The sequence below is a fragment of the Lentzea sp. NPDC004782 genome (genome assembly GCF_040609115.1).
Taxonomy (GTDB): domain Bacteria; phylum Actinomycetota; class Actinomycetes; order Mycobacteriales; family Pseudonocardiaceae; genus Lentzea.
In genome coordinates, this window is sequence record NZ_JBEXJN010000039.1 from 23,385 (window position 1) to 46,422 (window position 23,038).

The window sequence follows — 23,038 nt, forward strand, 5'->3', positions numbered from 1 at the left end:
GTTGGGATGAAGGGCTCCTTCATCGACGTCAGGTGGATGAAGGAGCCCTTCATCCCGCCAGGGTCAGGACGTGGCCAGGCGGAGCTCGTCGACCTCCGCCTGGAACCCGGCCGCCGTCAGCGTTTCCTCGGCCTGGCGCCAGTGCTCGCGGGCCTCGTCCAGCCGTCCGGCGCGTTCCAGGGCGTTGCCCAGCACCCGCAACGACCGCCCGTACTCGGGCGGCGAGTCCATCTCCCGCGCCTGGTTCACCGCCAGCGTGGCCAGCCGCAGCGCCTCCTCCGGCGTCTGCGCCAACCCGGATCTCAAGCGCCACACCCAGATCCGGCCGTGCTGGTCGTTGTGCTCCTCGAAGTACTCCCAGGCCTGCCGCAGCTGTTCCTCGGCGAGCGAGAGCTGCCCGGACCGGATCAGCGTGTCGGCGAGGAACAACCGCATGTTCGCGGCGAAGTCCGGGTCGCCGAGCTTCTGCGCGGCCGCCAGCGAGGAGCGCAGGAACGTCGCCGACATCTCCAGCTCACCGGTGAACTGGTGCAGCCGCCCCAGTTCCAGCGTGGCCATCAGCTCGCTCTGCTCGTCGCCCAGCTGACGGGCGATCCGCCGCGCCCGCTCCAGGTACTCCTGCGCCGCGGCCAGCCCGCCGGCCCGCCGTTCGATGGCGCCCAGCGAGCACAGCACCTCGACCTCGCCGTGCGGGTTGCCCGACGCCACGAACCGGGTCATGGCCTCGCGATGTGCCGCACGGGCTTCGACCGACCGGCCGCTCCACTCGTGCATCCACCCCATGCCGTACCACGCGTAGGCCTCGCCCCACACGTCACCGGCCGCGGCGAACGCCTCCTGCGCGGCGGCGAAGTCGGCGGACGCCTCGGCGTACCTGTGCATCCGGCCGGACAGGATTCCCCGCTGCTGCACCAGGATCGGCTTGCGTTCCGGCGGCGCGCAGGACAGCCCGAGCTCGTTGATCTGCGCCCAGTCGTCGAAGCGGGCCCGCAGGTCGCAGAACGCGGCCGACCGGATGACCAGCTCGGCGGCCAGCTCGTCCAGGCCGAGCGCGGCCGCCTGCGTGATCACCGCGTGGATGTTCTGCCACTCCGCGTCGAACCAGTCGGCCGCGTCACCGAGGTCGAACCGTGCCAGCGCGTGCGGTTCCAGCCGGATCGCCTGGTGCGGCAGCTCGGCGTCGGCCCGCGTGGCCAGGTCCAGCCACTGCTCGAACAACGCCTTCAGCGCCACCGCCGGATCTTCGTCAGCGGCTTCCCGTCCGAACGCCCGCAGCAGGTCGTGCAGCCGGTAGCGCACCTGGCCCAGCGCGTCCCGGCCCGCGTACTCGACCAGGCGCGCGTCGACCAGCGCCTCGACGTGGTCCTCGGCGTCGTCGAGATCCAGTCCCAGCAGCGGTGACGCGACCCAGGCCGGGAAGTCGGGCGTGTCGACCAGCGACAGCAGCCGGAACGCCGTGCGGTGCGTCTCGTCCAGGCCGTCGTAGGACAGCGCCAGCGAAGCACGCACGTCCAGGTCTCCCAGCGACAGCTCGTCGAACCGGCGCCGCTCGTCGGACAACCGCCCGGCGAGCTTCGCGAGCTGCCAGTGCGGCCGCGCGACCAGCCGGGCCGCGGCCACCCGCAGGGCCAGCGGGAGCTGTCCGCAGTACGTCACGATCGCCTGCGCCGCAACGGGTTCCGCGGCACACCGCGCCTCGCCGATCGCGGCCCGCAGCAGTGCCAGCGCGTCGGTGGGGGGCAGCACGTCCAACGGCACCACGTGAGCGGCTTCGAGCCCGGCCAGCGCCGCCCGTGACGTCACCAGCGCGGCACCGGACGTGGTCCCCGGCAGCAGCGGCCGGACCTGGGCCTCGTTGACCGCGTTGTCCAGAACGACCAGGATCTTCCGGTCCGACAACAGGTCCCGGTACAGGTCGACTCGATCGTCCACAGAGGACGGAATGGCACCGCCCGACACGCCGAGGCCGCGCAGCAGCCGGTCCAGCGCGGCAGCGGGCTCGACGGGCTTCTGCTCGCCACCGCGCAGGTTCAGGTACAGCTGCCCGTCCGGGAACGCGTCCCTGACGAGATGCGCGCAGTGCACGGCCAGCGAGGTCTTGCCGACCCCGCCCGGCCCGGTGATCGTCCAGGTCCCGCCGGCTCGCAACCCGGCGGTGAGCCGCGTGACCTCGTCGCACCGGCCGGAGAAGTCACCGACGGCCGGTGGCAGCCAGGACGGTCCCGTCTGCACCGCGACCGGCGCGGACGATCCCGCGAGGACCTCCATGTGCAACGCGCGCAGCTCGGCGTTCGGGTCGATGCCGAGCTCGTCGGCGAGCACCTCGCTCGCGCGGCGGAAGACGTCGAGCGCCTGCGCCTGCTGCCCGGACCGGTGCAGCGCCAGCATCAGCTGGTACCAGAAGCGTTCCCGCAGAGGGTGTTCCGCGACCAGCGACCGCAGCTCGTCGACGATCTGGTCGTGCCGCCCCAGCTGCAGCTCGGCGTCGTTGCGGCGTTCCAGCACCTCCCAGCGCTGCTCGTTGAGCCGCTGCACGTCGGTCTGTTCCATCCGCAGCGAGGACACCTGGTCGAGCGCGGGCCCCCGCCACAGCGCCGCCGCCTCGCCCAGCAGCCGCGCCTCGGTCTCCAGATCGGGCGCGCGCCGGGCCTCTGCCCGCAGCCGCTGGAACATCAGCAGGTCGAGCTGGTCGTCGTCGACGTGGATCGAGTAACCGGTCGGCCAGGTGCGGACGAGCTGCCGGTCCGCGAGGTCGTCCAGTGACTGGCGAAGCCGCATGACGTACGTCTGCAGGGTCGCGCGCGCGGAACCGGACGGCTCCTCGCCCCAGAGGTGCTCCATCAGTTCATACGACGAGACCGGCGCGTTGGCTTTCATCAACAACGCGGCGAGCAGGACACGCTGCTTGGCCGAGCGGAGCTCCACGACCCGGCCCGAGTCGATGACCTGCAACGATCCGAGAACCTTGAACCCCCACCGCCGTTGCATGTGCCGATCCTAACCAGCCGGTAACCCGAGGTGTCAGCGAAATGTCAGCGGGTCGCGTGATGCTTCTCGCCCATGAAGAGGACAACCTTCGTCGCCGTCGCCGCGTTGCTCCTCGGAGTGGCCACCTCCGGCCAGGCGCAGGCGGAAAGCGCTCCCGGTTGCGGCCCGGTGACGCAGATCGGCAAGACCGCCTACATCGGTTCCGGCGGCCAGAAGTGGGCTTCGGTCAAGCAGTTCAAGGGTTGCGGCAAGAACTGGGCCTACATCTACACCTGGTCCGACGTCCACAACGGCGGTGCTCCCTACACCCCGGCCATCGTGATCGAGAAGTGGGGCGGCCCCAACTACCACGAGCCGTACGGCTACGCGGGCGGCAGGCACGGCAGCTACCGGCAGCAGGAACTGTGGTCGGGCCCCGGCGACACGCTCGACGTCTGCACGTCCGCCCACGGCGAGTGGACCGTCGACGGCACGACCTACGAGGTCAGCACCGAGATCCGCTGCTGACCGGCCCCTGTGGACACCGGACGGCGTCAAGGCCCCCAGCTGGGCGCCGTCCGGCCCCATGGTGTCGCCGGGGCTCGAAGCCCAAACCTCTCCTCGGGCTCCGGCGACGCCTTCCAGCCAGTGCCGCGACCGGCAGCAGGCCTCGCCAGGCGCGTGGTCACGTGGATGAAGGCGCCCTTGACCCACACCAGGTGGAGCAAGGAGCCCTTCATCCACCGTCACGGCACGGGGTCAGGCCGCTCCCCGCGACGTCGACATGAACACGCCGAGGCGTGACGCCAGCTCGTCCGCGGCCTCGTTGCCGCGCAACCGCTCCGCCTCCTGCTTCAACGGCCGCATGCGATCGCGGGTGCGGACCGAGCGGATGGGACCGGACAGCGCCATCGCCTGTTCGCCGACGTCCCGCGCCTGCTCGGCCTCGTTCTGCACCAGGTGGTTGACCGCCAGCGCGGCGAGCCGGAACGACTGGCTGCGCGAGGCCTCCTCTCCGCCGGAGGCGATGGCCCTGGTGAGCAACGGGATCGCGGACCGCGCGTACTTCACGTCGCACGTGCGGGCGAGTTCGGTGTGGACCATGCCGCCGATCGAGACCAGGTCGGCCAGGTCGAAGAACCGCGCCCACGGCGGCGCTTCTTCGCCCTCTGCGCGTTCGAATTCTTCCTCCGCACGCGCGTACTGACGCAACGCCTGTTTTTCCGCACCCATCTTCGCGAACGCCCACGCCTCGTTGGCGTGCAGGATCGACACGGCCAGAGTGGACCCACTCGCCTGCGCGATGGGCAAACCGCGCTGGAACGACGCCAACGCGTCCTCGGCGAGTTCGTAGTGCAGATGCACGCGGCCCATCCGGTAGTGGATGTTGGCCTCCAACGCGCTGTTGCCCGACGCACGCGCGAGATCCATCGCACGGCCGAAGTGCAGGTGTGCGGACTCAAGCAGTCCCATGTCGAACGACGCCCAGCCGGCCAGGTTGTGCAGGTCCGCGATGGCCACCTGGAGCCGTTGCAGCACGGGGCCGGGCGAGCCGGTGTCGAGCAGGGGGTTCGCCCAGTTCAGCAACGCGACGCAGGCATCCCGGCAGGCGCCTCCGCCGTATTCGTAGTCCAACGCCCGCAAAGCGCTCGTCAGCGTTTCGACGTGCCGCACGTCTGTTTTGTCCACACGAGGTGGAAATGGATCGCCGTTGAACATAGCTGGTCCTCCTGACGTGCGCTGGTCACCCGTTGCACAGGTACCCGTTGCACACCGCCGGTACTCACCGCGCCGCCGTCACCATCCCCGTTGTCCGGCCTGGTCGGGAAGGGTCTTTCGACTCTTCGGAGACGTGCGGGCGCGACCACCACAACGCCGTGGTGGTCGCGCCTACGATTCTGGACGAACAGCGTGACCGGAAAGGGGCCATCGGGGTGTCGGCAAAAAGGACCTGAATCAATTTCCGGTGATGACGCCTCACCGGAACGGCGGATTCAGGTCACTCTTCCAGGTTGACTGCCTGAGCGGGACACCTGTCCACCGCGTCACGAACGCCGGGCACGAGGTCGGCGGGCGGCCGGGCGATCACCACGAGGCCGAGCCCGTCGTCGTCGGACTGGTCGAACACCTCCGGTGCGGCGAGCACGCACTGACCGGATCCGATGCACTTCGTCTGGTCTATCCGGACTGTCGCGTTTCCCGGCATCACCACACCACCGGGATCTCGGCCGCGCCGTACGTGATCATGTCGGTGCGGTAGCTCATCTCCCGCACGGGCACCGCGGGACGAAGGGCCGGGAACCGCTCGAACAGCGAGCGCAACCCGATCTGCAGCTCCGCGCGGGCGAGGTTGGCGCCGAGGCACTGGTGCGGGCCGAACCCGAAACCGAGGTGCGACACGGCGTCGCGCTCCAGGTCCAGCTCGCCCGCCCGCGGGCAGAGCGCCTCGTCCAGGTTCGCGTGGAGCGACACGCTCACCCACTCCCCCGCCTTGATCAGCACGCCGTCGACCTCGACGTCCCCGGTCGCCCTGCGGGTCAGCCCCGCCCCGCCGAGCTGGCCGACGGTGTAGCGCATCAGCTCCTCGACCATCACGTCGGCGCGGCTCGGGTCCCGCTGCAGGATCGCCAGCTGGTCGGGCCGCTCGAACAGGTGCAGCGTGAACAGCCCGAGGAAGTTCGACGTCGTCTCGTGGCCGGCCGCGAGCAACCCGATGCAGAGGAAGATCAGCTCGTCCATGCTGAAGTCGGTGTCGTTGGCCATCAGGCCGATCAGGTCGTCCGTGGTGCCCGCGGCCTTCTTCGCCTCGACGATCGGCGCGAGGACCTCGCCGAGCTTGGTCGCGTGCGCGATGTACTCGTCCTTGGAGCCGTTCTTGCCGAACATGGCCCTGGCCGTGGCCTGGAACAGCTCCTGGTGCTCCGGCGGCACGCCCAGCAGCTCGGCGATCACCAGCGACGGCAGCGGCAGGCACAGCGAGCTGACCAGGTCGGCCGGTGCGCCCTTGGCCTCCATCACGTCGAGGTGCTCGTCGACGATCTGCTGGATGCGCGGGCGCAGCTCGTTCATGCGCTTGACCATGAAGCCGCGCGAGAGAGGGCGCCGCAAACGCAGGTGCGCCTCGCCGTCGATGCCGTTGATGTTGCCGGGCTGGTCGGGATCGATGACGGCTTCACCCTCGTCGGTGCGCATCTCCGGGTGACCGCCCTTGCGGGTGCTGAAGCGCGGGTCGGAGAGCACCTGCCTGGCGCCGGCGTAGCTCGACACCATCCAGGCCTCGACGCCGTTGGGCCAGCGCATCTTGACCGGCCCGCCGGTGACGGCCTCGGCGAACCCGACCGGCGGCTGCAGGGGGTGGTCGCGTTCGTGCAGGACGGGGCAGACGGCAGCTTCAGTCACGGGAGTCCCCCTCAATAGAACAGAACTGTTCTTTTCAGACCATGACCGAACGTAGCGAAGAAACTACGCGCTGACGAGTTGCCGGGACCAGATCAGCCGATCAGCGGTCTCAACAGGCCGTCGACGATGCTGCCGATCACGTCGTCCTCCTCCGACCGCAGGATGAACGTCGAGATCAGCGCGGTGACGAGGACGTCGCCGTCGAGACCGGCGGGCAGCTCGCCGCGCGCCTTCGCCCGGTCGATCGCGACCCGGAGGTGCTCGGTGTAGGCGCGGTCGACGTGCTCGGCCCGCAGGCACGCCAGATCCGCGTCCTGACGGCTTCCCTCCAGCAGTCCCAGGAAGATCCCGGCGGTGTCGAACGGCATCGGCTCGCCCCACGAACGCATGATCTGGCGGACGTCCTCGGCGAACGTGCCCTCGTCGGGCTGCGCCAGCACCGGAAGGTTGGCCTTCAACGCCTCGGTGATCAGCCGCGCCTTCGACGGCCACCGCCGGTAGAGGCTCGCCTTGCTCGCCCGCGCCCTGGCCGCGACCAGGTCCATGTTGAACCGGGCGTAGCCGACCTCGGCCAGCACGTGGAGCACCGCTGCGAAGACCTCCTGCTGACGCGCAGGCGTGTCCAGGGGCGTGCGACCCACCGGTGCTCCCGTGCTGGTTGGCTCCTAGGTGACGTGCACCGTACCGCCGGGCACCTCCGTGAGCAGACCCGTCCGCCGCACCGACATCCACCGCAGCTGCGTGCCGTGGAACGCCGTGATCAACGACTGGATCACCACGGCGTACATCAGCTGCCGGTACACGATCTGCTGCAGCGGATACGCCCACAACGGCTTGAGCGACTCCCCGTCGAGCCTCAGCGCGTACCCGGCGCTCGCCGTCTGCAGCAGCAGGAACACCGTCCACACGAGCAACGCCAGCGGCGCGTCGGCCACCAGGAAACCGTAGAGGACGTACAGGTCCATCATCGGCGCGAGCAACGGCAGCAGCAGGTGGAACACCAGCAGGTAGAGGAGCCCGAACCGGCCCATCGGCCCTTTCTCCAGCAATGCGGCGCGGTGCTTCCACATGGACTGGAACGTCCCGTACGACCAGCGGTAGCGCTGCCGGAACAGCCCGCGGACCGTGCTCGGCGCCTCCGTCCACGCCTTCGCCTGCTGCCGGTACGCGACCCGCCAGCCCGCGCGCGTGACCGCCATCGTGAGGTCCGTGTCCTCGGCGAGCGTGTCGTCGCTGACGCCGCCGACGTCGGTGAGCGCGGCCCTGCGGAACGCCCCGATCGCACCCGGCACGGTCGGGATGCAGCGCAGCGCGTGCAGGATCTGCCGGTCCAGGTTGGATCCCGCGCAGTACTCGAGGTGCTGCCAGCGCCCCAGCAGGCCGCGCCGGTTGCCGACCTTGGCGTTGCCGGAGACCGCGCCCACCTCGGCGTCGGCGAACGGCTGCACGAGCTCGCCGATCGTGCCCGGCTCGAAGATCGTGTCGCCGTCGAGCAGCACCAGCACGTCGTGCCTCGCCGCGCGGATCCCCGTGTTCAACGCGGCCGGCTTGCCCTGGTTGGCCTGCCGGATCACCCTGACGCCGGGCAGGTTCAGCTCCTCGGCGCGGTCGCCGGTGCCGTCGGCCGAACCGTCGTCCACGACGATCACCTCGACCTCGGCGCAGTGGTTGTTCGCGGCGACGGACCTCACCGTGGCGGCGATGTTCAGCGCCTCGTTGTACGCCGGGACGACCACCGAGACCGGTGGGGCGATCCACGGCGGCGGCTCCTGCTCGCCCTCGCGCCGCAGCCGGCGGTCGGTGTGCGCGAGACCGAGCTGCATGAGGGTGCGCAGCAGGCCCAGCAGGGCGGCGATCGCGATGGCGGTGCCGAGCAGCATCAGCACGACGCCGCCGTTGCGCTGCGACCACGCGGTGACCGCGCCGGTGAAGCGTTCGGCCGCGGTGGCCTCGACCAGGCGGTCGCCGGTGACCGTGACGAACCGGTAGCCCGGCGCCTTGGCCAGTTCGCGGGCGATGTCGGCACCGATGCTGCCGTCGTCGTGCAGCCGGACGACACCCCGTTGCTCGCGCAGCGACATCTTCACCAGCGTGCCGATGTCCTGGTGGTCGCGGTCACCGCTGTCGACCTCGACGGGCGCGCCGACGAGCCGCGTGTGCGCGCCCAGCACGTCGGCGAGGGCGGCCTGCGCGAACGCGAGGTTGTGCGGGTCCACCCAGTCGCCCTCGGCACGGAACCCGTCGACGGCGATCTGGTGGCCCTCGTCCGCGATGCGCCTGGTCACCTCCGGGTTGCGGGTGACCTGCGTGCCGACGACGAAGAAGGTCGCCTTGACACCGGACTCCTTCAACGCGTTCAGCAGCCGCGGTGTCCACTTCGGATCCGGGCCGCCGTGGAACGCCAGTGCGAGCGTGCGTTCCGGCAGCTCCCGGTGTTCACGGGCGTGCTGCACCGGCTCGGGCCTGATCGCGGTGTAGGCGTGGAACGAGACCACGCTCATCAGCACGAGCAACCCGAGCAGGATGGAGATCCAGTGCAGCCGCGGAGCGCGCCTCACCACACTTCCAGCAGCGTGCCGCCGACCACGACGGCGAACGCGATCAATCCACTTGCGACAGTCAGGCTGACCAGCCGGGCCACCACCCGTCTACTGCCGCCCGAGTCGACGAAGACCTGCATTTCCCCTTGTTCCCCCAGACCACACGCGGACGACCGCGACCACCAGTGCCGCGCCGACCGACGCCGCGAGCCACGGAAACCCGTTGACGAACCACGGGACCGCGTCCGCGACGAACTCCTCGCTGTTCCCCCAGAACGCCAACCGCCGCCAGGCGGCGTTGCCCACCGCGACGATCACGAACACGACAGGTGGCGCCGGTGCCACCGTCCACAAACCGATGCGGCGCACGAGCGCCGAAGCCAGCACCGCCCCCACGATCATCCAGACGCCGAAGGGCCAGCTGAGGTTGTCCCCGTCCACCCAGATCCCCGCCTGGATGAACACCGCCAGCACCGCGAGCGCCGCCAAACTCGGCAGCTGTACCCCCATGAGCACCTAGAATAGCCGCGGGGGTGTCTTGTTCATGCAATCACGTGGCCGCTTTCACCGCACGGCCTTTCTCGTCCTGATCCGCACCGCGTGGGTGGCCGCGTGCGCGGCCGTGCTCGTCGTGTCGGGCATCGCCTGGGCCACCGTGTCCACGATCTCGACCGGCGTGGAGCGGTCCGACGCGATCCCGGACGACGCCCCGCGGTCGGTGTCCGGCCGCAACATCCTGATCACGGGGCTCACCACCCGGCTGGATCTGCACGGCGAACCGCTGCCGGACGACGTGCTGCGGCGCATGCAGGCGGGCGAGAGCGACCGCGGCGGCTACAACGCGAACACGCTGATCCTGTTGCACGTTCCCGATTCCGGCCCGGCCGTGGCGATGTCCGTGCCGCGCGACAACCTCGTGCCGCTGGCGTCCGGCGGCGAGGGCAAGATCAAGGAGGCGTACGGCCGGGCGAAGATCGCCGAGGAGGAACGGCTGCAGGCGGCGGGCCAGCACGACAAGCGGACGCTGGAACGAGCCGGGCGCGAGGCGGGCCGGCGCGCCCAGGTGCGGACGGTGGCGACGTTCCTCAACCAGCCGATCGACCACCTCGTGGAGATCTCGCTGATCGGGTTCTTCCACATCGCCGAGGGACTGGGCGGCGTGGACGTGTGCCTGAACAACGCGACGAAGGACCCGTTGTCCGGCGCCGACTTCCCGGCCGGGCGGCAGCACCTCGACGCCGGTCAGTCGCTGTCGTTCGTGCGGCAGCGGCACGGCCTGCCCAACGGGGACCTGGACCGCACCAGGCGGCAGCAGGCGTTCCTGGCGGCCGTCGCCCACCGCCTGAAGGGCGCGGACGTGTCGGCCGCCCAGGCGATGATCGACATGGCGAAGCAGGACGTCGTGCTGGACTCCCGGTTCGACCTCACCGAGTTCGCCCGCAGGCTGCCGAGCGAGGTGCGGTTCGAGACGCTGCCGGTCGAGGGCGGTGCGAACGTCGGAGGTCAGGACGTGAACCAGGTCGATCCGGTGAAGGTGCAGGCGAAGGTGACCGAACTGGCCACCGCACCACCGCCCCCGCCTCCGAACGACGGCGTGCCCTGCGTCGACTGAGCGCCTTGCCAGAGGTCTTGTCCGTGACCCGCCTGCCGGGCAGTTATGTGGATGAAGGGTTCCTTCATCCACACCAGGTGGAGGAAGGAGCCCTTCATCCACCTCACCGGACGGCGAGTTGCGAACACGACTCCCGGCTACCTGCTCAGACCGTGCCCTGCTCGATCACTCGCGGGCGAGTTTGCGGTATCCCCAGTTCCACGCGAGCTCGAACGGGCCGCGGGAGAAGCGGCGCAGCCAGAGCCAGGAGAACACGATCAGCGTCGCCGAGATCAGCGCGTACGCGAGGTAGGTGGTCAGCGTGTTTCCGAGCTGCTCGAACACCGGCATCCTGAGCACCGTGTACTGGGCCAGCACTCCGAGAACGTTCTGCAGCAGGTAACAGCTCAACGCCATCCGGCCCACGCAGGACAGCAGCCGGCCGGGAAGACCGATCTTGCCGCGCCTGTGGTAGAACTCGGCCACCGACGCGAGGATGCCCAGGGCCACCACGGGCGCGGTGCCGTAGCGGGCGAAGCCGCTGAGCTCGGCCGGGAACACCTCGGTCTGCGACAGCAGGTGGTCCAGCGGCAGTGCCACACCGAACCCGATGGCGATCAGCCACCAGCGGAGGCGGCGTTTCGCATCGGTGAAGATGCCGCGGCGGTAGAGCTTGGCACCGACGAGGAACAGGCCGGCGCCCATCAGCAGGATGGTGAAGAACTCCGAACCAGGTCCGAACCCCGAGCCCAGGCCACTGGCGTTCGCCATGACCGAGTCCCAATAGGACGTTGTACTGCCGAGGTCCGGTGCCGAGGGGAGGCCTTGCGCGAGTGTCTCCCGCGCGCCGCCGACGGCCTGCCAGGTCATCCATCCGAGATGGGCGGTCAGGAACGCCCCGATCAGCCACCACTGAACCTTCTCGCTGGTCAGCAGCAGGAAGGCGACGAGGAGTCCGACGACCGCGTACGCGCGGAGCACGTCGAACTGGACGACGAAGATGTAGTTGAGGAAACCGTCGAGGAAGAGCAGCGCCGCTCGCCACGGGTACTTTCCCGGCCATCTCTTTCCGGCCCGCAACGCCGCCTGGCGCTGGATCTCCAGGCCGATGCCGAACATGATCGTCAGCAGGCCGAGGAACTTGCCGTTGGGCAGCCAGTTGGAGAAGGTTCCGAGCCGGTCGGGCTGCCCGGTCCCGGGAAGACCGGACGTGAAGAGCCATGTGTTGGTGGCGAGTGTGCCCAGGATCGCGATCCCGCGCAGTACGTCGAGTGCGAAGATCCGGTCACTTCCGGTCGCGGCGGGCACGGTCGTCCGGCGCCCGACACCGTCGTTTTCCCGAACGGTCGAGTACATCCACCGAGCCTGGTGCCCACCGGCCTCAGCGCCCATCCGGCAGAAGTCCGGGAGCTCCGGTCACGCGGCGGGGAGACGACCACCGGGTGGGTGGGCGGCACGCCCTAGTTGCGGCGTTCGGTGACCCAGGTGGCGATCTGGGCGCGTGAGGTGAAGCCGAGCTTCTGCAGGATCCGCTCCACGTGCCCCTCCGCGGTGCGCCGGGCGATCACCAGCCGCGCCGCGATCTCCTTGTTCGTCATGCCGCCGGCGATGAGGTCGGCCACCTGCTGCTCGCGCTTGGTCAACGGCGTGAGCGCGGCCATCACCCGCGTCTCCTCGGCCACCTCCTCGCCGATGGCGTACGAGATGGCGTCGTCGAGCTCCAGGTCCATGCCCTTGCGGAACACGGCGCGGAACTCCTGCTCGCCGAGTGCCGCGATGATCGTGGCCTCGCACTCGCCGTGCGGGGCGCCGAAATAGCGCGAGCCGAACATGGGATAGCCGACGGACTGCCAGATCTCGCTGGTGGCCCCCAGCAACGTGGCGGCGCGCACCGCGTTGCCCTGCGAGGCCGCGATCCAGGCGAGCACCTCGATCGCGAGCACGATGCCCAGCAGGTCGTGGAACGTCCGCTTGATCCGCAGGCACTCGCGGCCGAGCTGGTCGGCGCGGTCGAAGTCGCCGCTGGCCCACGCGCACAACGCCAGCACGTAGATCGCGTACGCCTGCGCCCACAGCTCGCCGTGCGCCTCGCCGACCGTCTTCGCTTCGAGGCAGAGCCGTTCCGCAGTGGCGAAGTCGTGCCGGAACGTCGCCGAGATCGCGAGCTCGATGCCGGCGAGCATGGTGTGGCTGTTGACCGTGCCCTGGTCCCGGTACAGGTCGATGGCCTCGGAGAACAGCTCGTCGGCCTGGTCGAGGTCGTCGCCGACGAGGTGCGTGCACGCCAGCCGATGCGTCGCGTAGGCCAGCGCGGTCGCGTCCCCCGAGGCCTTCGCGTACTGGCGGCACTCCTCCAGCATGGCCGCCGACGCGGTGAGATCGCCCTGCAACGTCGCCACGTATCCGTTGACCCACAGGGTTTTCGCGCGCTCGGCGTCGGGTGCCGGAACGAGCAGTGAGCGGTCGAGCCAGTGGCGGCCCTCGCCGAGCATGCCGCAGCAGGCCCAGTAGAACCACAACGTCGACGCGAGGTGCACGCCGCGTTCGCTGCTCTCTTCGAAGCAGAAGTCCAGTGCTGACCGCAAATTCGGGTGTTCCAGGCGCGTGCGCGAGAAGATCTGCGGCTGGATCGGCCCGAACCACTCCTCTTCCCGGCGCTCGGCCCACTCGATGAAGTGGTCGCGGTGCCGTTCCCGCAGCACCTGCTCGCGGCCGGCGCCGCGCAGCTTCTCCAAGCCGTACTGGCGCAACGGTTCCAGCAACCGGAAGCGCGTGCCGGACGGGTGTTGTTCCGCGATGACGACCGACTTGTCCACCAGGCCCGCGAGCGAGCGCATGATCTCCGCGACCGCGACGCTGTCACCGGAGCAGACCCGTTCCGCGGCCTCCAGGTCGAACGTGCCGGAGAAGACCGACGCCCGCGCCCAGAGGATCTGCTCGGACCGCGTGCAGAGGTGGAAGCTCCAGTCGACCGCGGCCAGCAACGTCTGGTGGCGCGGGTCGCCGCCGCGCTTGCCCTCCCCCAGCACCCGGAACGTGTCGTCCAATCTGGACAGGAGGTGGTCGAGCGTCAGCACGCGCAGGCGCACCGCCGCCAGTTCGATGGCCAACGGGATTCCACCCAGCAGCGCGCAGATCTGGGTCACCGTGCGGTGGTTGTCCGCGCCGATGGTGAAGCCCGGTTCCACCGCCGCGGCCCGTTCCGCGAAGAGGGTCAGCGCGGGATCCTGCCGCAGCGGGACGACCTGCCAGAGGTGTTCGCCGTTGATGCCGAGCCGTTCGCGGCTGGTGGTCAGGACCCGCAGTCCCGGCACGCCGCGCAGCAGCACGTCGACGAGGTCGGCGGTGGCCTCGACGACGTGCTCGCAGTTGTCGAGGATCATCAGCACCTGCCGGTCGCGCAGGTGTTCCACCAGGACGGTGCGGTGCTGGCGGACCGTGTCGTCGTGGACGCCGAGCTGTTCCAGGACCGTGTGCACGACCAGTTCCGGGTCGGTGACGCCGGCCAGTTCGACGAACCACACCCCGTCGCGGAAGGCTCGGTGCGTCTCGGCGGCGGCCCGCAGCGCCAGCCGGGTCTTCCCGACGCCACCAACACCCGTGAGGGTGACGAGACGGGACTCCGCCAGGAGTCGTCTCACCTCGGCGACATCGTTCCTGCGGCCGACGAAACTAGTTGTGTCAGCAGGCAAATTGCCTTTGCGACCTGGGAAAAGCGAACCGCCCACAGCGGCACCCTAGGTCGGCCCGATCTCCTGCTGCAACGCGGTCCCCCGGAGGCACCAACGCCGAAACACGGGTAGTTACCCCCTGGGGCTCCTGCCGTCACGTCGCCAGCCTTGACGGGTCGGCGACGACTGCGGGAGGGGACGGGTCATGACCGGTGACGGCCTCGACGTGGACATCCGCGAGCAGAACGGCGTGCTCGTCGTCCGGTTCCGCGGGCGCCTCGACTGGTCGACGTACATGCGCGTGCAGGACGTGCTGCTCGACTGCGCGACCAAGGAACTCGTCGGCGTGGTGGTGGAGCTCGACGACCTCGTCGCCGAGTCGCCCGCGCTGCTCGTGGTGTTCGACGTCGTGTGGCTGTCCGCGGCGCGCTGGCCGGGCATCTCGCTGAGCCTCGTCGTCAGTGATCACCAGCTGCGGGCCACGCTCGGTTCGCGCGGACTCCCCCGCCACATTCCGATGCACACCACCACCACGGCCGCGTTGGCCTCCGTCGTGCGGTTGCGTCACGAGGACAGGGTGGACGCGGCACTGCCCACGTGCCGATGCCTGCCACACGTGGCCGAGCGCATCACCGAACGCGCCTGCGAACGGTGGGGCGTCCAGTCTTTGCTCGACGTGGCACCGCAGGTGGCGGTGGAGCTCGTGTCGCACATCGAGGACGACAACAGCCCGTTGGCACTGCTGCTGCGCATGCGCGGCGACAAGATGTCCATCGCCGTGCGCACGACCGCACGCCTGGACCTCAGGCAGTGGAACATCATGCGGCGCAACGTCGCGTCGATCGCCGTCTGCAACTTCACCATGGGCGAGACGCCGGCCGGTGGCGGGCGGCACGTCATCTGGGCCTTGCTCGACGTGCCGGAGGACAGCCAGCGGCCCCCGAGCTACCTCCCGGAGGCCGCCGTCTTCACCCACCAGGCTTAACGCTTCCGGGTTCTTCTACCGCGCGTGGGCGGCCGCGATGCTGGTGCGGCACGCCCGCACGACCTGACGGTTCGCCGCCGTGTCCGGGGTGCCCGTGCCGCACCTGGGACAGGACAGGCGAGCGGTCGTGTCGTCGACGACCACGTCGAGGGCGCAGCGGCACGGACGGCACCAGCGGTGCCCGGTGACGGGGATGACGTGGTCCGGTGAGGCGACGCACTGGTGCAACCAGCAACGATGCAGGCCGCACGTCACTCGGGCGTGGGGGTCGAGACCGAGTTCCTCCGCGAGGTCCTCGGCGCTGAGGACCTCGGTCAAAGCCGAGTCCCCGGCCTCGGAGGAAGTCACCAACCGCAAGTGCGCGCGTCGCCTCATGGGAACAACTCTGCGGCATCGGCGGGGCCAGGTATACCCGCATTAATACCTGTTTAATCATCGCGCGCACAGAATTCCATTCGGTGCAGCGACCTCTTCTCACCCGGTCCCGCGCACCCTACGCTCGAATTCTGGTCGGCGCAGAGGTATTCCACATGGCAGATCCCGCGTACTTCCCTCCTCCGCACTCCGCCCGCATCGGGATGAGCGATGTGGAACAGCTGGAGGCGCAGACGCATTCGCTCAGGTCGGTCGACTACCGGTACGGCGGTGGGGCGTGCCGGGACGCCGTCGTCGTGCGGATCTACTGGGCGCAGCAGCTGCTGGCCGCGTCGGCTTCGGACGACGTGCACGCGCGCCTGCTGTCCGCGGTGGCCGATCTGCACAACCTGGCGGGCTGGACGTCGTTCGACAGCGGTCAGGTCGGGGCGGCCTACCACCACTTCGACCGCGCTCTCGACTTCGCGCGGCACGACGAGGACCTGACGACCAACATCGTTTACCGGCGTGGGCGCGTGCACCTGCACCACGGCGCACCCGGTGATGCGTTGGCTTACTTCCAGAGAGGCACTCACGCACCGTTGGCGTCGAGCATCATGCATTCGAACGAGGCCTGGGCTTGCGCGCGTCAGGGCCGTTCCGACGAAGCGTTGCGAGCGTTGGGCAAGGCGAAGGACGCGTTCGCACGGGCGGACCACGCGCACGTGCCGGACTGGGCGAGGTTCCACGACGAGACCGACCTGACGGCCATGATCGGCACCGTGCACGCCGAGCTCGGGGACACGCGGCGAGCGATCCCGGCGCTGACGTCCGCGATCGAGCGGTTCGGGCCGGAGATGGCGCGCAGCTCGGCGTTCTGTCAGATCACGTTGGCGTCGTGCCACTTCATGGACGGTGACGACGATCAGGGGCAGACCGTCGGGATGCAGGCCATCAGTGCCGCGGAGAAGCTGCGGTCCGAGCGGGTGTGGGACCGGATGCGGCCGATGCTCCAGGTCGCCGCCTCGCGCGGAGTCCCGTTGCGCTGATCTTTGCAGAACCCGAACATTCGGCGGACCGTCTTCTGATGGTGCTCCGCCATCGTTCTGTGCATGAACATTTCGCGAATCGGTGGGCTCGTGGCGGGGATGCTGCTGTTGGGCGCGGGAACCGCGTCCGCGCAGGAACCGATCACGATCAGCCCGGAGAAGGTGCAGCAGATCTGCTCCAACCGCGTGCCCCGCGTCGAGGCTCGGGTGAAGGCGTTGACCGACAAGATCAACGGTGGCCCCGAGACGCTGGGCTCCAAGAAGTGGCTCGAGCAGAAGGCCGCCGACGCCCGCAAGGCGGGCAACACGGCACGCGCGGACGTCCTGGACGCACGCCTGAAACTGCGGGACGCGCAGCTGGTGAAGCTGTCCAAGGCCGCGGAGAAGGTCGCCAAGTTCAAGTCCGAGCACTGCGGGTCCAAGTGAGGTGGGTGCTCGCGGCCGTGCTCCTGGTGTCGCTGACGGCGTGCCGGGGCGAGGCGCCGGCGTCGGACCTCGATGATGTGGAATCAACGCTGAACAGCATCGAGTCGGACATCAACCAGCCGGGGTGAACGCGTGGAACGTGGCCTGGTGCTCGTCGTGGAGGACGAACCGGCGATCGCCGAGCTCGTCGCGCTGTACCTGCGGCGCGACGGCTTCGGCGTGCGGGTCGAGTCCTCGGGGGACGCGGCACTGGCCGCGGTCCGTTCGCTGTCGCCGGTCGCGGTGGTGCTGGACGTCGGCCTGCCGGGCAAGAACGGCATCGAGGTCTGCCGCGAGCTGCGTGCCGCGGGTGACTGGACGCCGGTGCTGTTCGTGACGGCCCGCGACGACGAGGTGGACCGGTTGCTGGGCCTGGAGCTGGGCGCGGACGACTACATCACCAAGCCGTTCAGCCCCCGCGAGCTGGCCCTGCGCGTCCGCACGGTGCTGCGGCGCTCCGCCGGCGGTGTGCCGGACGTGCTGCAGGTGGGGTCGGTGCGTCTGGACGTCGGCGAGCGCCGCGCGTTCGCCGGCTCCGTCGAGGTGTCCCTGACCTCGACGGAGTTCGGGCTGCTCGCCTACCTGATGAAGCACCCGCGCCAGGTGTTCTCGCGCGAGCAGCTGCTCAGCGCCGTGTGGGGTTACGCCTCCGTCGCCGGAACCCGCACGGTCGACGTGCACATCGCCCAGCTGCGGGCGAAGTTCGGCGCGGACAGTCCTATTCGGACGGTTCGGGGCGTGGGTTACTCGGCGGACGCGTCATGAACCTCGCCACGCGCATCGCCCTGCTGTGCCTGGGAGTCGCGTTCGTCGCCGTCCTGGTGGCCGGTGTCGTGTCGAGCCGGCTGGTGCTGTCGACGTCGCAGCAGGTGAGCCGCGACATCCTGCGCAACCAGGCCGACGTGGTCTCCGGCCAGATCTCCAACAACAAGATCGAGCAGGTGCTGGAGGGCCAGGGCATCGCGATCGTCCGCATCTCGCCGTCCGGTGAGGTGACGGGCTCGGACAAGGCGGCCGTGCGGGCGGCACGTGACGTCAAGGTGGGCCGGGTGCTCGGTGGCACACCCGTGTCCGGCGTGAGCGGCCGTCTGAACGTGGAGGCCCGTGCGTCCGGTGCCGGCGGTTTCGCGCTGGTGCAGGAGACCGAGACCGGCACCACCTACCGCAAGCTGGTCCGCAACATCATCTTCGCGCTGGGCATCGGCCTGGTGGTCGCCTGCGTGGCGGGTCTCGCCCTGGGCACCGTCCTGGCCCGCCCGCTGCGCCGCGTGGCGTCGGTGGCGCACTCGATGAGCGCGGGTCGCCGAGACCTGCGGGTCCCCGTGGTGGGCACGGTCGAGCTGGCCGAGGTCGCCACGTCCGTGAACTCGCTGGCCGATGCCCTGCAGCGCAGCGAATCCCGCCAGCGCGACTTCCTGCTGTCCGTCTCGCACGAGCTCCGCACACCGCTGACCGCCGTGACGGGTTTCGCGGAGTCGCTCGCGGACGGCGTGGTCTCGGGCTCCCAGGTGGCTCCCGTCGGCGCGGTGATCCTCGACGAGGCCCGGCGGTTGGACCGCCTGGTGACCGACCTGCTCGACCTCGCCCGCCTGGGCGCCGACGACTTCCGCCTGGACATGGCCGCGGTCGACCTGGAGCCCGTGGTCCGTTCCGCCGCCGAGGTGTGGCACGCCCGTTCACACGCCCGCGGCGTGGTCTTCTCGCTGGAGGTGTCCGCCTCGCCGACGGTGTGGGCGGACGCGCGAAGGCTGCGCCAGGTCATCGACGGCCTGATGGAGAACGCCCTGCGCGTCACACCCGCCGGCCGCCCGGTGGTGCTGTCGCTGTCGTCCGTGCTCCAGGTGCGCGACGGCGGCCCCGGACTCGCACCGGAGGACTACCCGGTGGCGTTCGACCGGGGCGTGCTGCACGCCCGGTACAAGGAGTCGCGGCCGGTGGGGACCGGCGTCGGGCTCGCACTGGTGCACGGGCTGGTGACGCGGATGGGCGGCACGATCACGGCGGGACCGGCCGCGGAAGGCGGCGCGGCCTTCACCGTGACGCTGCCCGGCCCCTCGGACGCCACCCGGCAACTGCCCGTGGCGTGATCACTTCGACTGCGGCAGTTTGACCTTCTTCTTCGCCCCCGGCGAAGACGGCGGCGGCACCACGGGCCCGATGTCGCCGTCCGGTGCCTCGTCCAGGTCCACGATCACCGGCGCGTGGTCGCTCGGCCCGGTGCCCTTGCGCGCGTGCCGGTCGATCCACGCCGCCCGCACCCGGTCCGCGACCGGGGTGGAGGCCAGGACCAGGTCGATGCGCATGCCGAGGTCCCGGTGGAACATCCCGGCCCGGTAGTCCCAGTAGCTGAAGATCCGTTCGTTCGGCCAGCGGTCGCGCACCACGTCGTGGAACCCGAGCGCCTGGATCGCCCGCAGCGCCGCGCGTTCCGGCTCGGTCACGTGCGTCTGCCCGATGTAGGCCTCGGGATCGAACACGTCCGCGTCGGTGGGCGCGATGTTGATGTCACCGCACACCAACGCGTCCGCCGGGCCGGCTTCCAGGACGTCACGCAGCGCGGCGAGCCACTCCAGCTTGTACTTGTAGTGGTCCGACTCGGGTTCGCGACCGTTGGGCACGTACAGCGAGTGCACCCGGACGCCGCCGCACGTGGCAGCTACGGCGCGTGCCTCGACGTGCGGGAAACCGGGCGCCCCGGCCACCCCGACCGCGACGTCGGTGAGCCCGACGCGGGACAACAGCGCCACGCCGTTCCACTGCGTCTCGCCGAACAGCGCCACCTCATAGCCCCGGTCGGCCAGCTCCGAACCGAGCAGCGCGGTGAAGGCGTCGTCGGCCAGCTTGGTCTCCTGCAGGCACACGACGTCGGGCTTGCGCTGGTCCAGCCACGGCAGCAGCCTCGGCACGCGCTGCTTGACGGAGTTCACGTTCCAGGTCGCCACTCGCACGAGTTCCACCGTAGTCACCGCGGCTCAAGCCCGCATCGAGCTCTCAGAGAGCCGAGAACACCTCCTCCGCCCGGTCCCGCTGGACGAACATCCGCCACGCGGCCTCGGCGACCTCGTCCGGGTCGAGCGTGTGCCCGGCCAGGTCACCGAACTGCTCCGGCCTGTTTTGCACCATGCGGTGGATGTCACCACGTTCGACGACACCGCCGATGGTCAACGTGCCCGCGTAAGCGCCTTTGTCCGCCAACGCCGCGTTCAGCGTCACGGCGTAGTTGCGCAACGCCGCCGACGCCACCGCGAACGCACCGAGCACGGGCATCGGCACCACCGAGCTCAGCCCACCGGCGAACAGCAGCCCGCCTTCGCGCTCCACGATCTTCGGCAGCACGTGCTGAACGACGTCGATCGCCGGGTAGACCCACCGCATCGCAGCCCGTGCGTCGTCCGACGTGGTCGACGTGATCTCGCCGGGCAGGTCGTCGAAGTCCGTGGCCCCAGGCCCGTAGTACACGACGTCGACCGGTCCTGTTTCGTCCAATGTGGACAGCAGCCGCCCGCGGTCGAGCACGTCGACGGCGAACGCCCGCGCCTCGACCCCGGCGTCGGCGAGCTCGTCGAGATAACCACCGTGCCTGGCGCTGGTGCGCGAAACCAGCACGATGCCGTACCCCTCCCGTCCGAACCGGTGCGCGATGGACATGCCGAGCCCGGGACCGACACCGAGCACAACCGCAGTGCGAGACATGGGTTTCCTTCCCGACGCCAATTCGAGGCAACCCTCGACTTAGTTCCACGCTACCACGGAAGTCGAGGTCACCCTCGACTTAACCGTGCCGAGTAGGATCCGACCATGTCCACCGCGTCGAGGCCCCTGCGTGCGGACGCGGCCCGCAACCGCGAAAAACTGCTGGCAGCGGCCGCCGCCCTGTTCGCGGAACGCGGCCTCGACGTCCCCCTGGAACACATCGCCCGCCGCGCCGAGGTCAGCATCGGCACGCTCTACAAGCACTTCCCGACCCGCGAGGACTTCGCGGCGGCGATCTTCCCCGAACGCCTGGCCGCCCTGGACGTCATCGGCGAGAAGGCCCTGGCCGACCCGGACCCGTGGCACGCGTTCGCCGGCTACCTCGACGACCTCTTCGCCCTGCAAGCCCAGGACCGCGGCCTCAACGACGTCCTGGCCCGCGACCTGCCGAACGCCCCGGAGGTCGTCTCGGCGTGCCACCGGGGCGCGGGCCACGCGGAGGTCCTGATCGCCCGCGCGGTCGAGGCGGGCGTGCTGCGGGACGACTACTCGATCGCGGACATGGCCACGCTCACGAGGGCGATGGCGCAGGTCATCCGGGACTCGCCCGGCGAGTGGCGGCGCTTCCTGTCCATCTACGTGGACGGCCTGCGCGCGCAGTAGTTCTCGAACCTCCTGCACACCACCCGGACGGCCGAGCGAAGCGAAACACAATGGAGCGAGGCGGTCGACGCTTTCCGTCGACACACCTCGCCCAGAGCGGAATGGGGAAGGTGGGGCTCGAACCCACGACCTGACGGATTATGAGTCCGCTGCTCTGACCAACTGAGCTACTTCCCCCCGGCTCACGCTGTGTGGTGGAGGATACCGATCACGCCGAACGGGTCTTGCGCGCCCCCGTGGCGAGCGACACATAGGCTGCACGCGTGCGTTTGACCCTCCGCGACTTCACCCCGGCGGACGAGCCCGAGGTGCTGCGGCTGTTCGCCGACTGCGACGACTGGTTCCAGGCCGCCACGGGTCATCCGTCCGGGCCCGGTGACGTGCAGAGCCTCTTCTACGCGCTGCCGGAGGGTGCGCGTGACGAGCAGAAGCACCTGCTGGTCGCGGAGGCGCAGGGGATGATCGGGTTCGTGGACCTGGTCGTGGACCACCCGGAGCCGGGGCACGCCACCGTCGGGTTCTTCCTGGTGCCGCGCGACCTGCGGCGGTGGGGCATCGGCACCGAGATGGCGAAGGCGCTCACGCAGCGCTATCCCGGCGTGACGCACGTCCACGTGAGCCTCACGGACTTCAAGCCCGGCAACGAGTTCCTCAAGGCCATGGGCTTCACCCTCAACGGTCAGCGCGCGGTGCTGGAGGTCGCGCCGAGGTCCGACGGCCGGTAGCCGTCCGGGTAGCCGGGATAGGTGCGGTTGCGGGCGCGGGTCAGCTTCAACGACCGGCGCACGGGCATGCGGCGCACCACCAGGGCTCGTGCTCGCAACGCCAGCCGTCCCACCGCCCCGACCCACGAAGGCGGCGCGGTGAACCCGAACGCGCGCACCATCAACGGGTCCAGCATGCCGACCACGGCGCGGGAGACGACCGGCGCGAGCACCGACGGGTACCACGAGCAGAACAGGTCGAGGGTGTACTGGCCGATGCGGCGGTTCGACGGCGCGAAAACGAAGTGCTCCTGCTCGTAGGCCGACTTGAACGCCCGGTAGGCGTCGAAGTCCCCCGGAATCTCCCGGATGCCCATGCGGGCGCCGACCGCGCGGTAGAAGTGGAACGCCGCCAGCTGTTCGGTGCGCGTCAACGGGCGCCAGCCGTACTGCAGAAGCCAGTCGATCGGGTCGTAGATGAACGTCGCCAGCACGTACAGCATGTCGTCGTTGGAGATGTCGTAACGGCCGTGCTGCCGGTTCACGACGCGCAGCGCCTCACGGCCGCGTGGTGAGTCGTAGCCGTGCTCGACGAGCTCGGCCATGAGGACGGCGGTGTCGTCGTAGCGCTTCTGCGGGCGGCGTTCGAACTCGCCAGTGCGCTCCAGCAGGCCCGAGATCGACGGCACGCAGTACGTGCGGAACAGGGCGAGCTCCAGCGATTTCTGGTAGTCCCACGGGAACTCCAGGCCCGCGGAGATCCGCATGATCTCCTCGTGGTCGGTGACGGGGTCCAGCGAGGTGATGCGGCGGAGGTTCGAGAAGCGGGCCATGCCCCCAAAGCTGACCCAAGTGTCGACAAAGCACTAGGCCCCAGTCGGATGACTGGGGCCTAGTGGCTTACGCTCCCCCAACTGGACTCGAACCAGTAACCCTGCGATTTAAGATCGACATCTT

The 23,038-nt window shown here is 69.7% G+C and carries 24 protein-coding genes and 1 tRNA gene; 10 read left to right on the forward strand and 15 right to left on the reverse strand.

Annotated features, from left to right (window positions below; all coding sequences use genetic code 11):
- Nucleotides 1-63: 63 nt before the first annotated feature.
- Nucleotides 64-2,988 (reverse strand): BTAD domain-containing putative transcriptional regulator, encoded by a 2,925-nt coding sequence (locus ABZV40_RS30740; RefSeq protein ID WP_355449194.1) that lies wholly within the window; start codon nucleotides 2,986-2,988, stop codon nucleotides 64-66.
- A gap of 72 nt (nucleotides 2,989-3,060) precedes the next feature.
- On the opposite strand from ABZV40_RS30740, the gene ABZV40_RS30745 reads away from it, so the two are divergent.
- A complete protein-coding gene (locus tag ABZV40_RS30745; RefSeq protein WP_355449197.1) occupies nucleotides 3,061-3,495 on the forward strand; it encodes a hypothetical protein in 435 nt (144 codons plus the stop codon).
- 231 nt (nucleotides 3,496-3,726) lie between these two features.
- Here ABZV40_RS30745 and ABZV40_RS30750 read toward each other — a convergent pair whose 3' ends face one another.
- The 7 genes from ABZV40_RS30750 to ABZV40_RS30780 all read right to left on the reverse strand — a co-directional run bounded on the left by ABZV40_RS30750 (nucleotide 3,727) and on the right by ABZV40_RS30780 (nucleotide 9,416).
- The gene (locus ABZV40_RS30750; protein ID WP_355449200.1) at nucleotides 3,727-4,641 is read right to left on the reverse strand and encodes a hypothetical protein; all 915 of its coding nucleotides are present in this window, start codon (nucleotides 4,639-4,641) and stop codon (nucleotides 3,727-3,729) included.
- Between the two features lie 325 nt (nucleotides 4,642-4,966).
- Entirely contained in the window at nucleotides 4,967-5,173 is a 207-nt protein-coding gene (locus ABZV40_RS30755) for a ferredoxin (RefSeq protein WP_355449203.1), read from the reverse strand.
- Nucleotides 5,173-6,366: a cytochrome P450 gene (locus tag ABZV40_RS30760; RefSeq protein WP_355449205.1), complete on the reverse strand. Its 1,194-nt coding sequence runs from the start codon at nucleotides 6,364-6,366 to the stop codon at nucleotides 5,173-5,175. The genes ABZV40_RS30755 and ABZV40_RS30760 overlap by 1 nt, the downstream gene beginning before the upstream one ends.
- Before the next feature lie 92 nt (nucleotides 6,367-6,458).
- A complete protein-coding gene (locus ABZV40_RS30765; RefSeq protein ID WP_355449207.1) occupies nucleotides 6,459-7,007 on the reverse strand; it encodes a TetR-like C-terminal domain-containing protein in 549 nt (182 codons plus the stop codon).
- A gap of 24 nt (nucleotides 7,008-7,031) precedes the next feature.
- Nucleotides 7,032-8,924, reverse strand: coding sequence for a bifunctional polysaccharide deacetylase/glycosyltransferase family 2 protein (locus tag ABZV40_RS30770; protein ID WP_355449210.1), 1,893 nt, complete (start codon nucleotides 8,922-8,924; stop codon nucleotides 7,032-7,034).
- Nucleotides 8,921-9,046 carry a hypothetical protein gene (locus ABZV40_RS30775; protein WP_355449213.1) on the reverse strand — a complete coding sequence of 42 codons (126 nt, stop codon included), beginning with the start codon at nucleotides 9,044-9,046 and terminating at the stop codon, nucleotides 8,921-8,923. Before ABZV40_RS30775 ends, ABZV40_RS30770 begins: the two co-directional genes overlap by 4 nt.
- The gene (locus tag ABZV40_RS30780) at nucleotides 9,015-9,416 is read right to left on the reverse strand and encodes a DUF6542 domain-containing protein (protein ID WP_355449216.1); all 402 of its coding nucleotides are present in this window, start codon (nucleotides 9,414-9,416) and stop codon (nucleotides 9,015-9,017) included. Before ABZV40_RS30780 ends, ABZV40_RS30775 begins: the two co-directional genes overlap by 32 nt.
- Before the next feature lie 34 nt (nucleotides 9,417-9,450).
- Here ABZV40_RS30780 and ABZV40_RS30785 point away from each other — a divergent pair, with 34 nt between their 5' ends.
- Complete coding sequence (locus ABZV40_RS30785) at nucleotides 9,451-10,518, forward strand: LCP family protein (protein ID WP_355449219.1); 1,068 nt, start codon at nucleotides 9,451-9,453, stop codon at nucleotides 10,516-10,518.
- 165 nt (nucleotides 10,519-10,683) lie between these two features.
- On the opposite strand, the gene ABZV40_RS30790 is transcribed toward ABZV40_RS30785, so the two are convergent.
- Together ABZV40_RS30790 and ABZV40_RS30795 are read right to left on the reverse strand one after the other, a co-directional pair.
- The gene (locus ABZV40_RS30790; protein WP_355449222.1) at nucleotides 10,684-11,853 is read right to left on the reverse strand and encodes a DUF418 domain-containing protein; all 1,170 of its coding nucleotides are present in this window, start codon (nucleotides 11,851-11,853) and stop codon (nucleotides 10,684-10,686) included.
- A gap of 104 nt (nucleotides 11,854-11,957) precedes the next feature.
- On the reverse strand, nucleotides 11,958-14,138 hold the full coding sequence (locus ABZV40_RS30795; protein ID WP_355449225.1) for a LuxR C-terminal-related transcriptional regulator: 2,181 nt from the start codon (nucleotides 14,136-14,138) through the stop codon (nucleotides 11,958-11,960).
- A 235-nt stretch (nucleotides 14,139-14,373) separates the two neighbouring features.
- Here ABZV40_RS30795 and ABZV40_RS30800 point away from each other — a divergent pair, with 235 nt between their 5' ends.
- Nucleotides 14,374-15,153 (forward strand): hypothetical protein, encoded by a 780-nt coding sequence (locus ABZV40_RS30800; protein ID WP_355449228.1) that lies wholly within the window; start codon nucleotides 14,374-14,376, stop codon nucleotides 15,151-15,153.
- Between the two features lie 15 nt (nucleotides 15,154-15,168).
- Here ABZV40_RS30800 and ABZV40_RS30805 read toward each other — a convergent pair whose 3' ends face one another.
- Nucleotides 15,169-15,528, reverse strand: coding sequence for a hypothetical protein (locus ABZV40_RS30805; RefSeq protein WP_355449231.1), 360 nt, complete (start codon nucleotides 15,526-15,528; stop codon nucleotides 15,169-15,171).
- Nucleotides 15,529-15,683: 155 nt separating this feature from the next.
- Between ABZV40_RS30805 and ABZV40_RS30810 the strand changes: the two genes are divergently transcribed.
- From ABZV40_RS30810 to ABZV40_RS30830, 5 genes are all read left to right on the forward strand, one after another.
- The gene (locus ABZV40_RS30810; RefSeq protein ID WP_355449234.1) at nucleotides 15,684-16,556 is read left to right on the forward strand and encodes a hypothetical protein; all 873 of its coding nucleotides are present in this window, start codon (nucleotides 15,684-15,686) and stop codon (nucleotides 16,554-16,556) included.
- 63 nt (nucleotides 16,557-16,619) lie between these two features.
- Nucleotides 16,620-16,982: a hypothetical protein gene (locus ABZV40_RS30815; RefSeq protein WP_355449237.1), complete on the forward strand. Its 363-nt coding sequence runs from the start codon at nucleotides 16,620-16,622 to the stop codon at nucleotides 16,980-16,982.
- Entirely contained in the window at nucleotides 16,979-17,110 is a 132-nt protein-coding gene (locus ABZV40_RS30820; protein WP_355449240.1) for a hypothetical protein, read from the forward strand. Before ABZV40_RS30815 ends, ABZV40_RS30820 begins: the two co-directional genes overlap by 4 nt.
- A gap of 4 nt (nucleotides 17,111-17,114) precedes the next feature.
- Nucleotides 17,115-17,786 carry a response regulator transcription factor gene (locus ABZV40_RS30825; protein WP_355449243.1) on the forward strand — a complete coding sequence of 224 codons (672 nt, stop codon included), beginning with the start codon at nucleotides 17,115-17,117 and terminating at the stop codon, nucleotides 17,784-17,786.
- Entirely contained in the window at nucleotides 17,783-19,108 is a 1,326-nt protein-coding gene (locus ABZV40_RS30830) for a HAMP domain-containing sensor histidine kinase (RefSeq protein WP_355449246.1), read from the forward strand. The genes ABZV40_RS30825 and ABZV40_RS30830 overlap by 4 nt, the downstream gene beginning before the upstream one ends.
- On the opposite strand, the gene ABZV40_RS30835 is transcribed toward ABZV40_RS30830, so the two are convergent.
- Together ABZV40_RS30835 and ABZV40_RS30840 are read right to left on the reverse strand one after the other, a co-directional pair.
- The gene (locus tag ABZV40_RS30835) at nucleotides 19,109-19,978 is read right to left on the reverse strand and encodes an exodeoxyribonuclease III (RefSeq protein WP_355449248.1); all 870 of its coding nucleotides are present in this window, start codon (nucleotides 19,976-19,978) and stop codon (nucleotides 19,109-19,111) included. It lies immediately after the preceding gene.
- Nucleotides 19,979-20,012: 34 nt separating this feature from the next.
- Nucleotides 20,013-20,714, reverse strand: coding sequence for an SDR family NAD(P)-dependent oxidoreductase (locus tag ABZV40_RS30840; RefSeq protein WP_355449250.1), 702 nt, complete (start codon nucleotides 20,712-20,714; stop codon nucleotides 20,013-20,015).
- A gap of 105 nt (nucleotides 20,715-20,819) precedes the next feature.
- On the opposite strand from ABZV40_RS30840, the gene ABZV40_RS30845 reads away from it, so the two are divergent.
- Entirely contained in the window at nucleotides 20,820-21,377 is a 558-nt protein-coding gene (locus ABZV40_RS30845; protein WP_355449253.1) for a helix-turn-helix domain-containing protein, read from the forward strand.
- 102 nt (nucleotides 21,378-21,479) lie between these two features.
- Here the strand turns inward: ABZV40_RS30845 and ABZV40_RS30850 are convergent.
- A tRNA-Ile gene (locus tag ABZV40_RS30850) sits at nucleotides 21,480-21,554 on the reverse strand.
- 86 nt (nucleotides 21,555-21,640) lie between these two features.
- On the opposite strand from ABZV40_RS30850, the gene ABZV40_RS30855 reads away from it, so the two are divergent.
- Complete coding sequence (locus ABZV40_RS30855; protein WP_355449256.1) at nucleotides 21,641-22,102, forward strand: GNAT family N-acetyltransferase; 462 nt, start codon at nucleotides 21,641-21,643, stop codon at nucleotides 22,100-22,102.
- Here the strand turns inward: ABZV40_RS30855 and ABZV40_RS30860 are convergent.
- Nucleotides 22,057-22,914 carry an oxygenase MpaB family protein gene (locus ABZV40_RS30860; RefSeq protein WP_355449259.1) on the reverse strand — a complete coding sequence of 286 codons (858 nt, stop codon included), beginning with the start codon at nucleotides 22,912-22,914 and terminating at the stop codon, nucleotides 22,057-22,059. The two genes, ABZV40_RS30855 and ABZV40_RS30860, sit on opposite strands and share 46 nt — an antisense overlap.
- Nucleotides 22,915-23,038: the final 124 nt, after the last annotated feature.

What these genes read in the sequence shown, in the direction of transcription:
- ABZV40_RS30740 (WP_355449194.1), bottom strand. Translation starts at nt 2,988, where the DNA reads ATGCAACGGCGGTGGGGGTTCAAGGTTCTCGGATCGTTGCAGGTCATC.
- ABZV40_RS30745 (WP_355449197.1), top strand. Translation starts at nt 3,061, where the DNA reads ATGAAGAGGACAACCTTCGTCGCCGTCGCCGCGTTGCTCCTCGGAGTG.
- ABZV40_RS30755 (WP_355449203.1), bottom strand. Translation starts at nt 5,173, where the DNA reads ATGCCGGGAAACGCGACAGTCCGGATAGACCAGACGAAGTGCATCGGA.
- ABZV40_RS30775 (WP_355449213.1), bottom strand. Translation starts at nt 9,046, where the DNA reads ATGCAGGTCTTCGTCGACTCGGGCGGCAGTAGACGGGTGGTGGCCCGG.
- ABZV40_RS30780 (WP_355449216.1), bottom strand. Translation starts at nt 9,416, where the DNA reads ATGGGGGTACAGCTGCCGAGTTTGGCGGCGCTCGCGGTGCTGGCGGTG.
- ABZV40_RS30785 (WP_355449219.1), top strand. Translation starts at nt 9,451, where the DNA reads ATGCAATCACGTGGCCGCTTTCACCGCACGGCCTTTCTCGTCCTGATC.
- ABZV40_RS30790 (WP_355449222.1), bottom strand. Translation starts at nt 11,853, where the DNA reads ATGTACTCGACCGTTCGGGAAAACGACGGTGTCGGGCGCCGGACGACC.
- ABZV40_RS30800 (WP_355449228.1), top strand. Translation starts at nt 14,374, where the DNA reads ATGACCGGTGACGGCCTCGACGTGGACATCCGCGAGCAGAACGGCGTG.
- ABZV40_RS30805 (WP_355449231.1), bottom strand. Translation starts at nt 15,528, where the DNA reads ATGAGGCGACGCGCGCACTTGCGGTTGGTGACTTCCTCCGAGGCCGGG.
- ABZV40_RS30810 (WP_355449234.1), top strand. Translation starts at nt 15,684, where the DNA reads ATGGCAGATCCCGCGTACTTCCCTCCTCCGCACTCCGCCCGCATCGGG.
- ABZV40_RS30815 (WP_355449237.1), top strand. Translation starts at nt 16,620, where the DNA reads ATGAACATTTCGCGAATCGGTGGGCTCGTGGCGGGGATGCTGCTGTTG.
- ABZV40_RS30830 (WP_355449246.1), top strand. Translation starts at nt 17,783, where the DNA reads ATGAACCTCGCCACGCGCATCGCCCTGCTGTGCCTGGGAGTCGCGTTC.
- ABZV40_RS30840 (WP_355449250.1), bottom strand. Translation starts at nt 20,714, where the DNA reads ATGTCTCGCACTGCGGTTGTGCTCGGTGTCGGTCCCGGGCTCGGCATG.
- ABZV40_RS30845 (WP_355449253.1), top strand. Translation starts at nt 20,820, where the DNA reads ATGTCCACCGCGTCGAGGCCCCTGCGTGCGGACGCGGCCCGCAACCGC.
- ABZV40_RS30860 (WP_355449259.1), bottom strand. Translation starts at nt 22,914, where the DNA reads ATGGCCCGCTTCTCGAACCTCCGCCGCATCACCTCGCTGGACCCCGTC.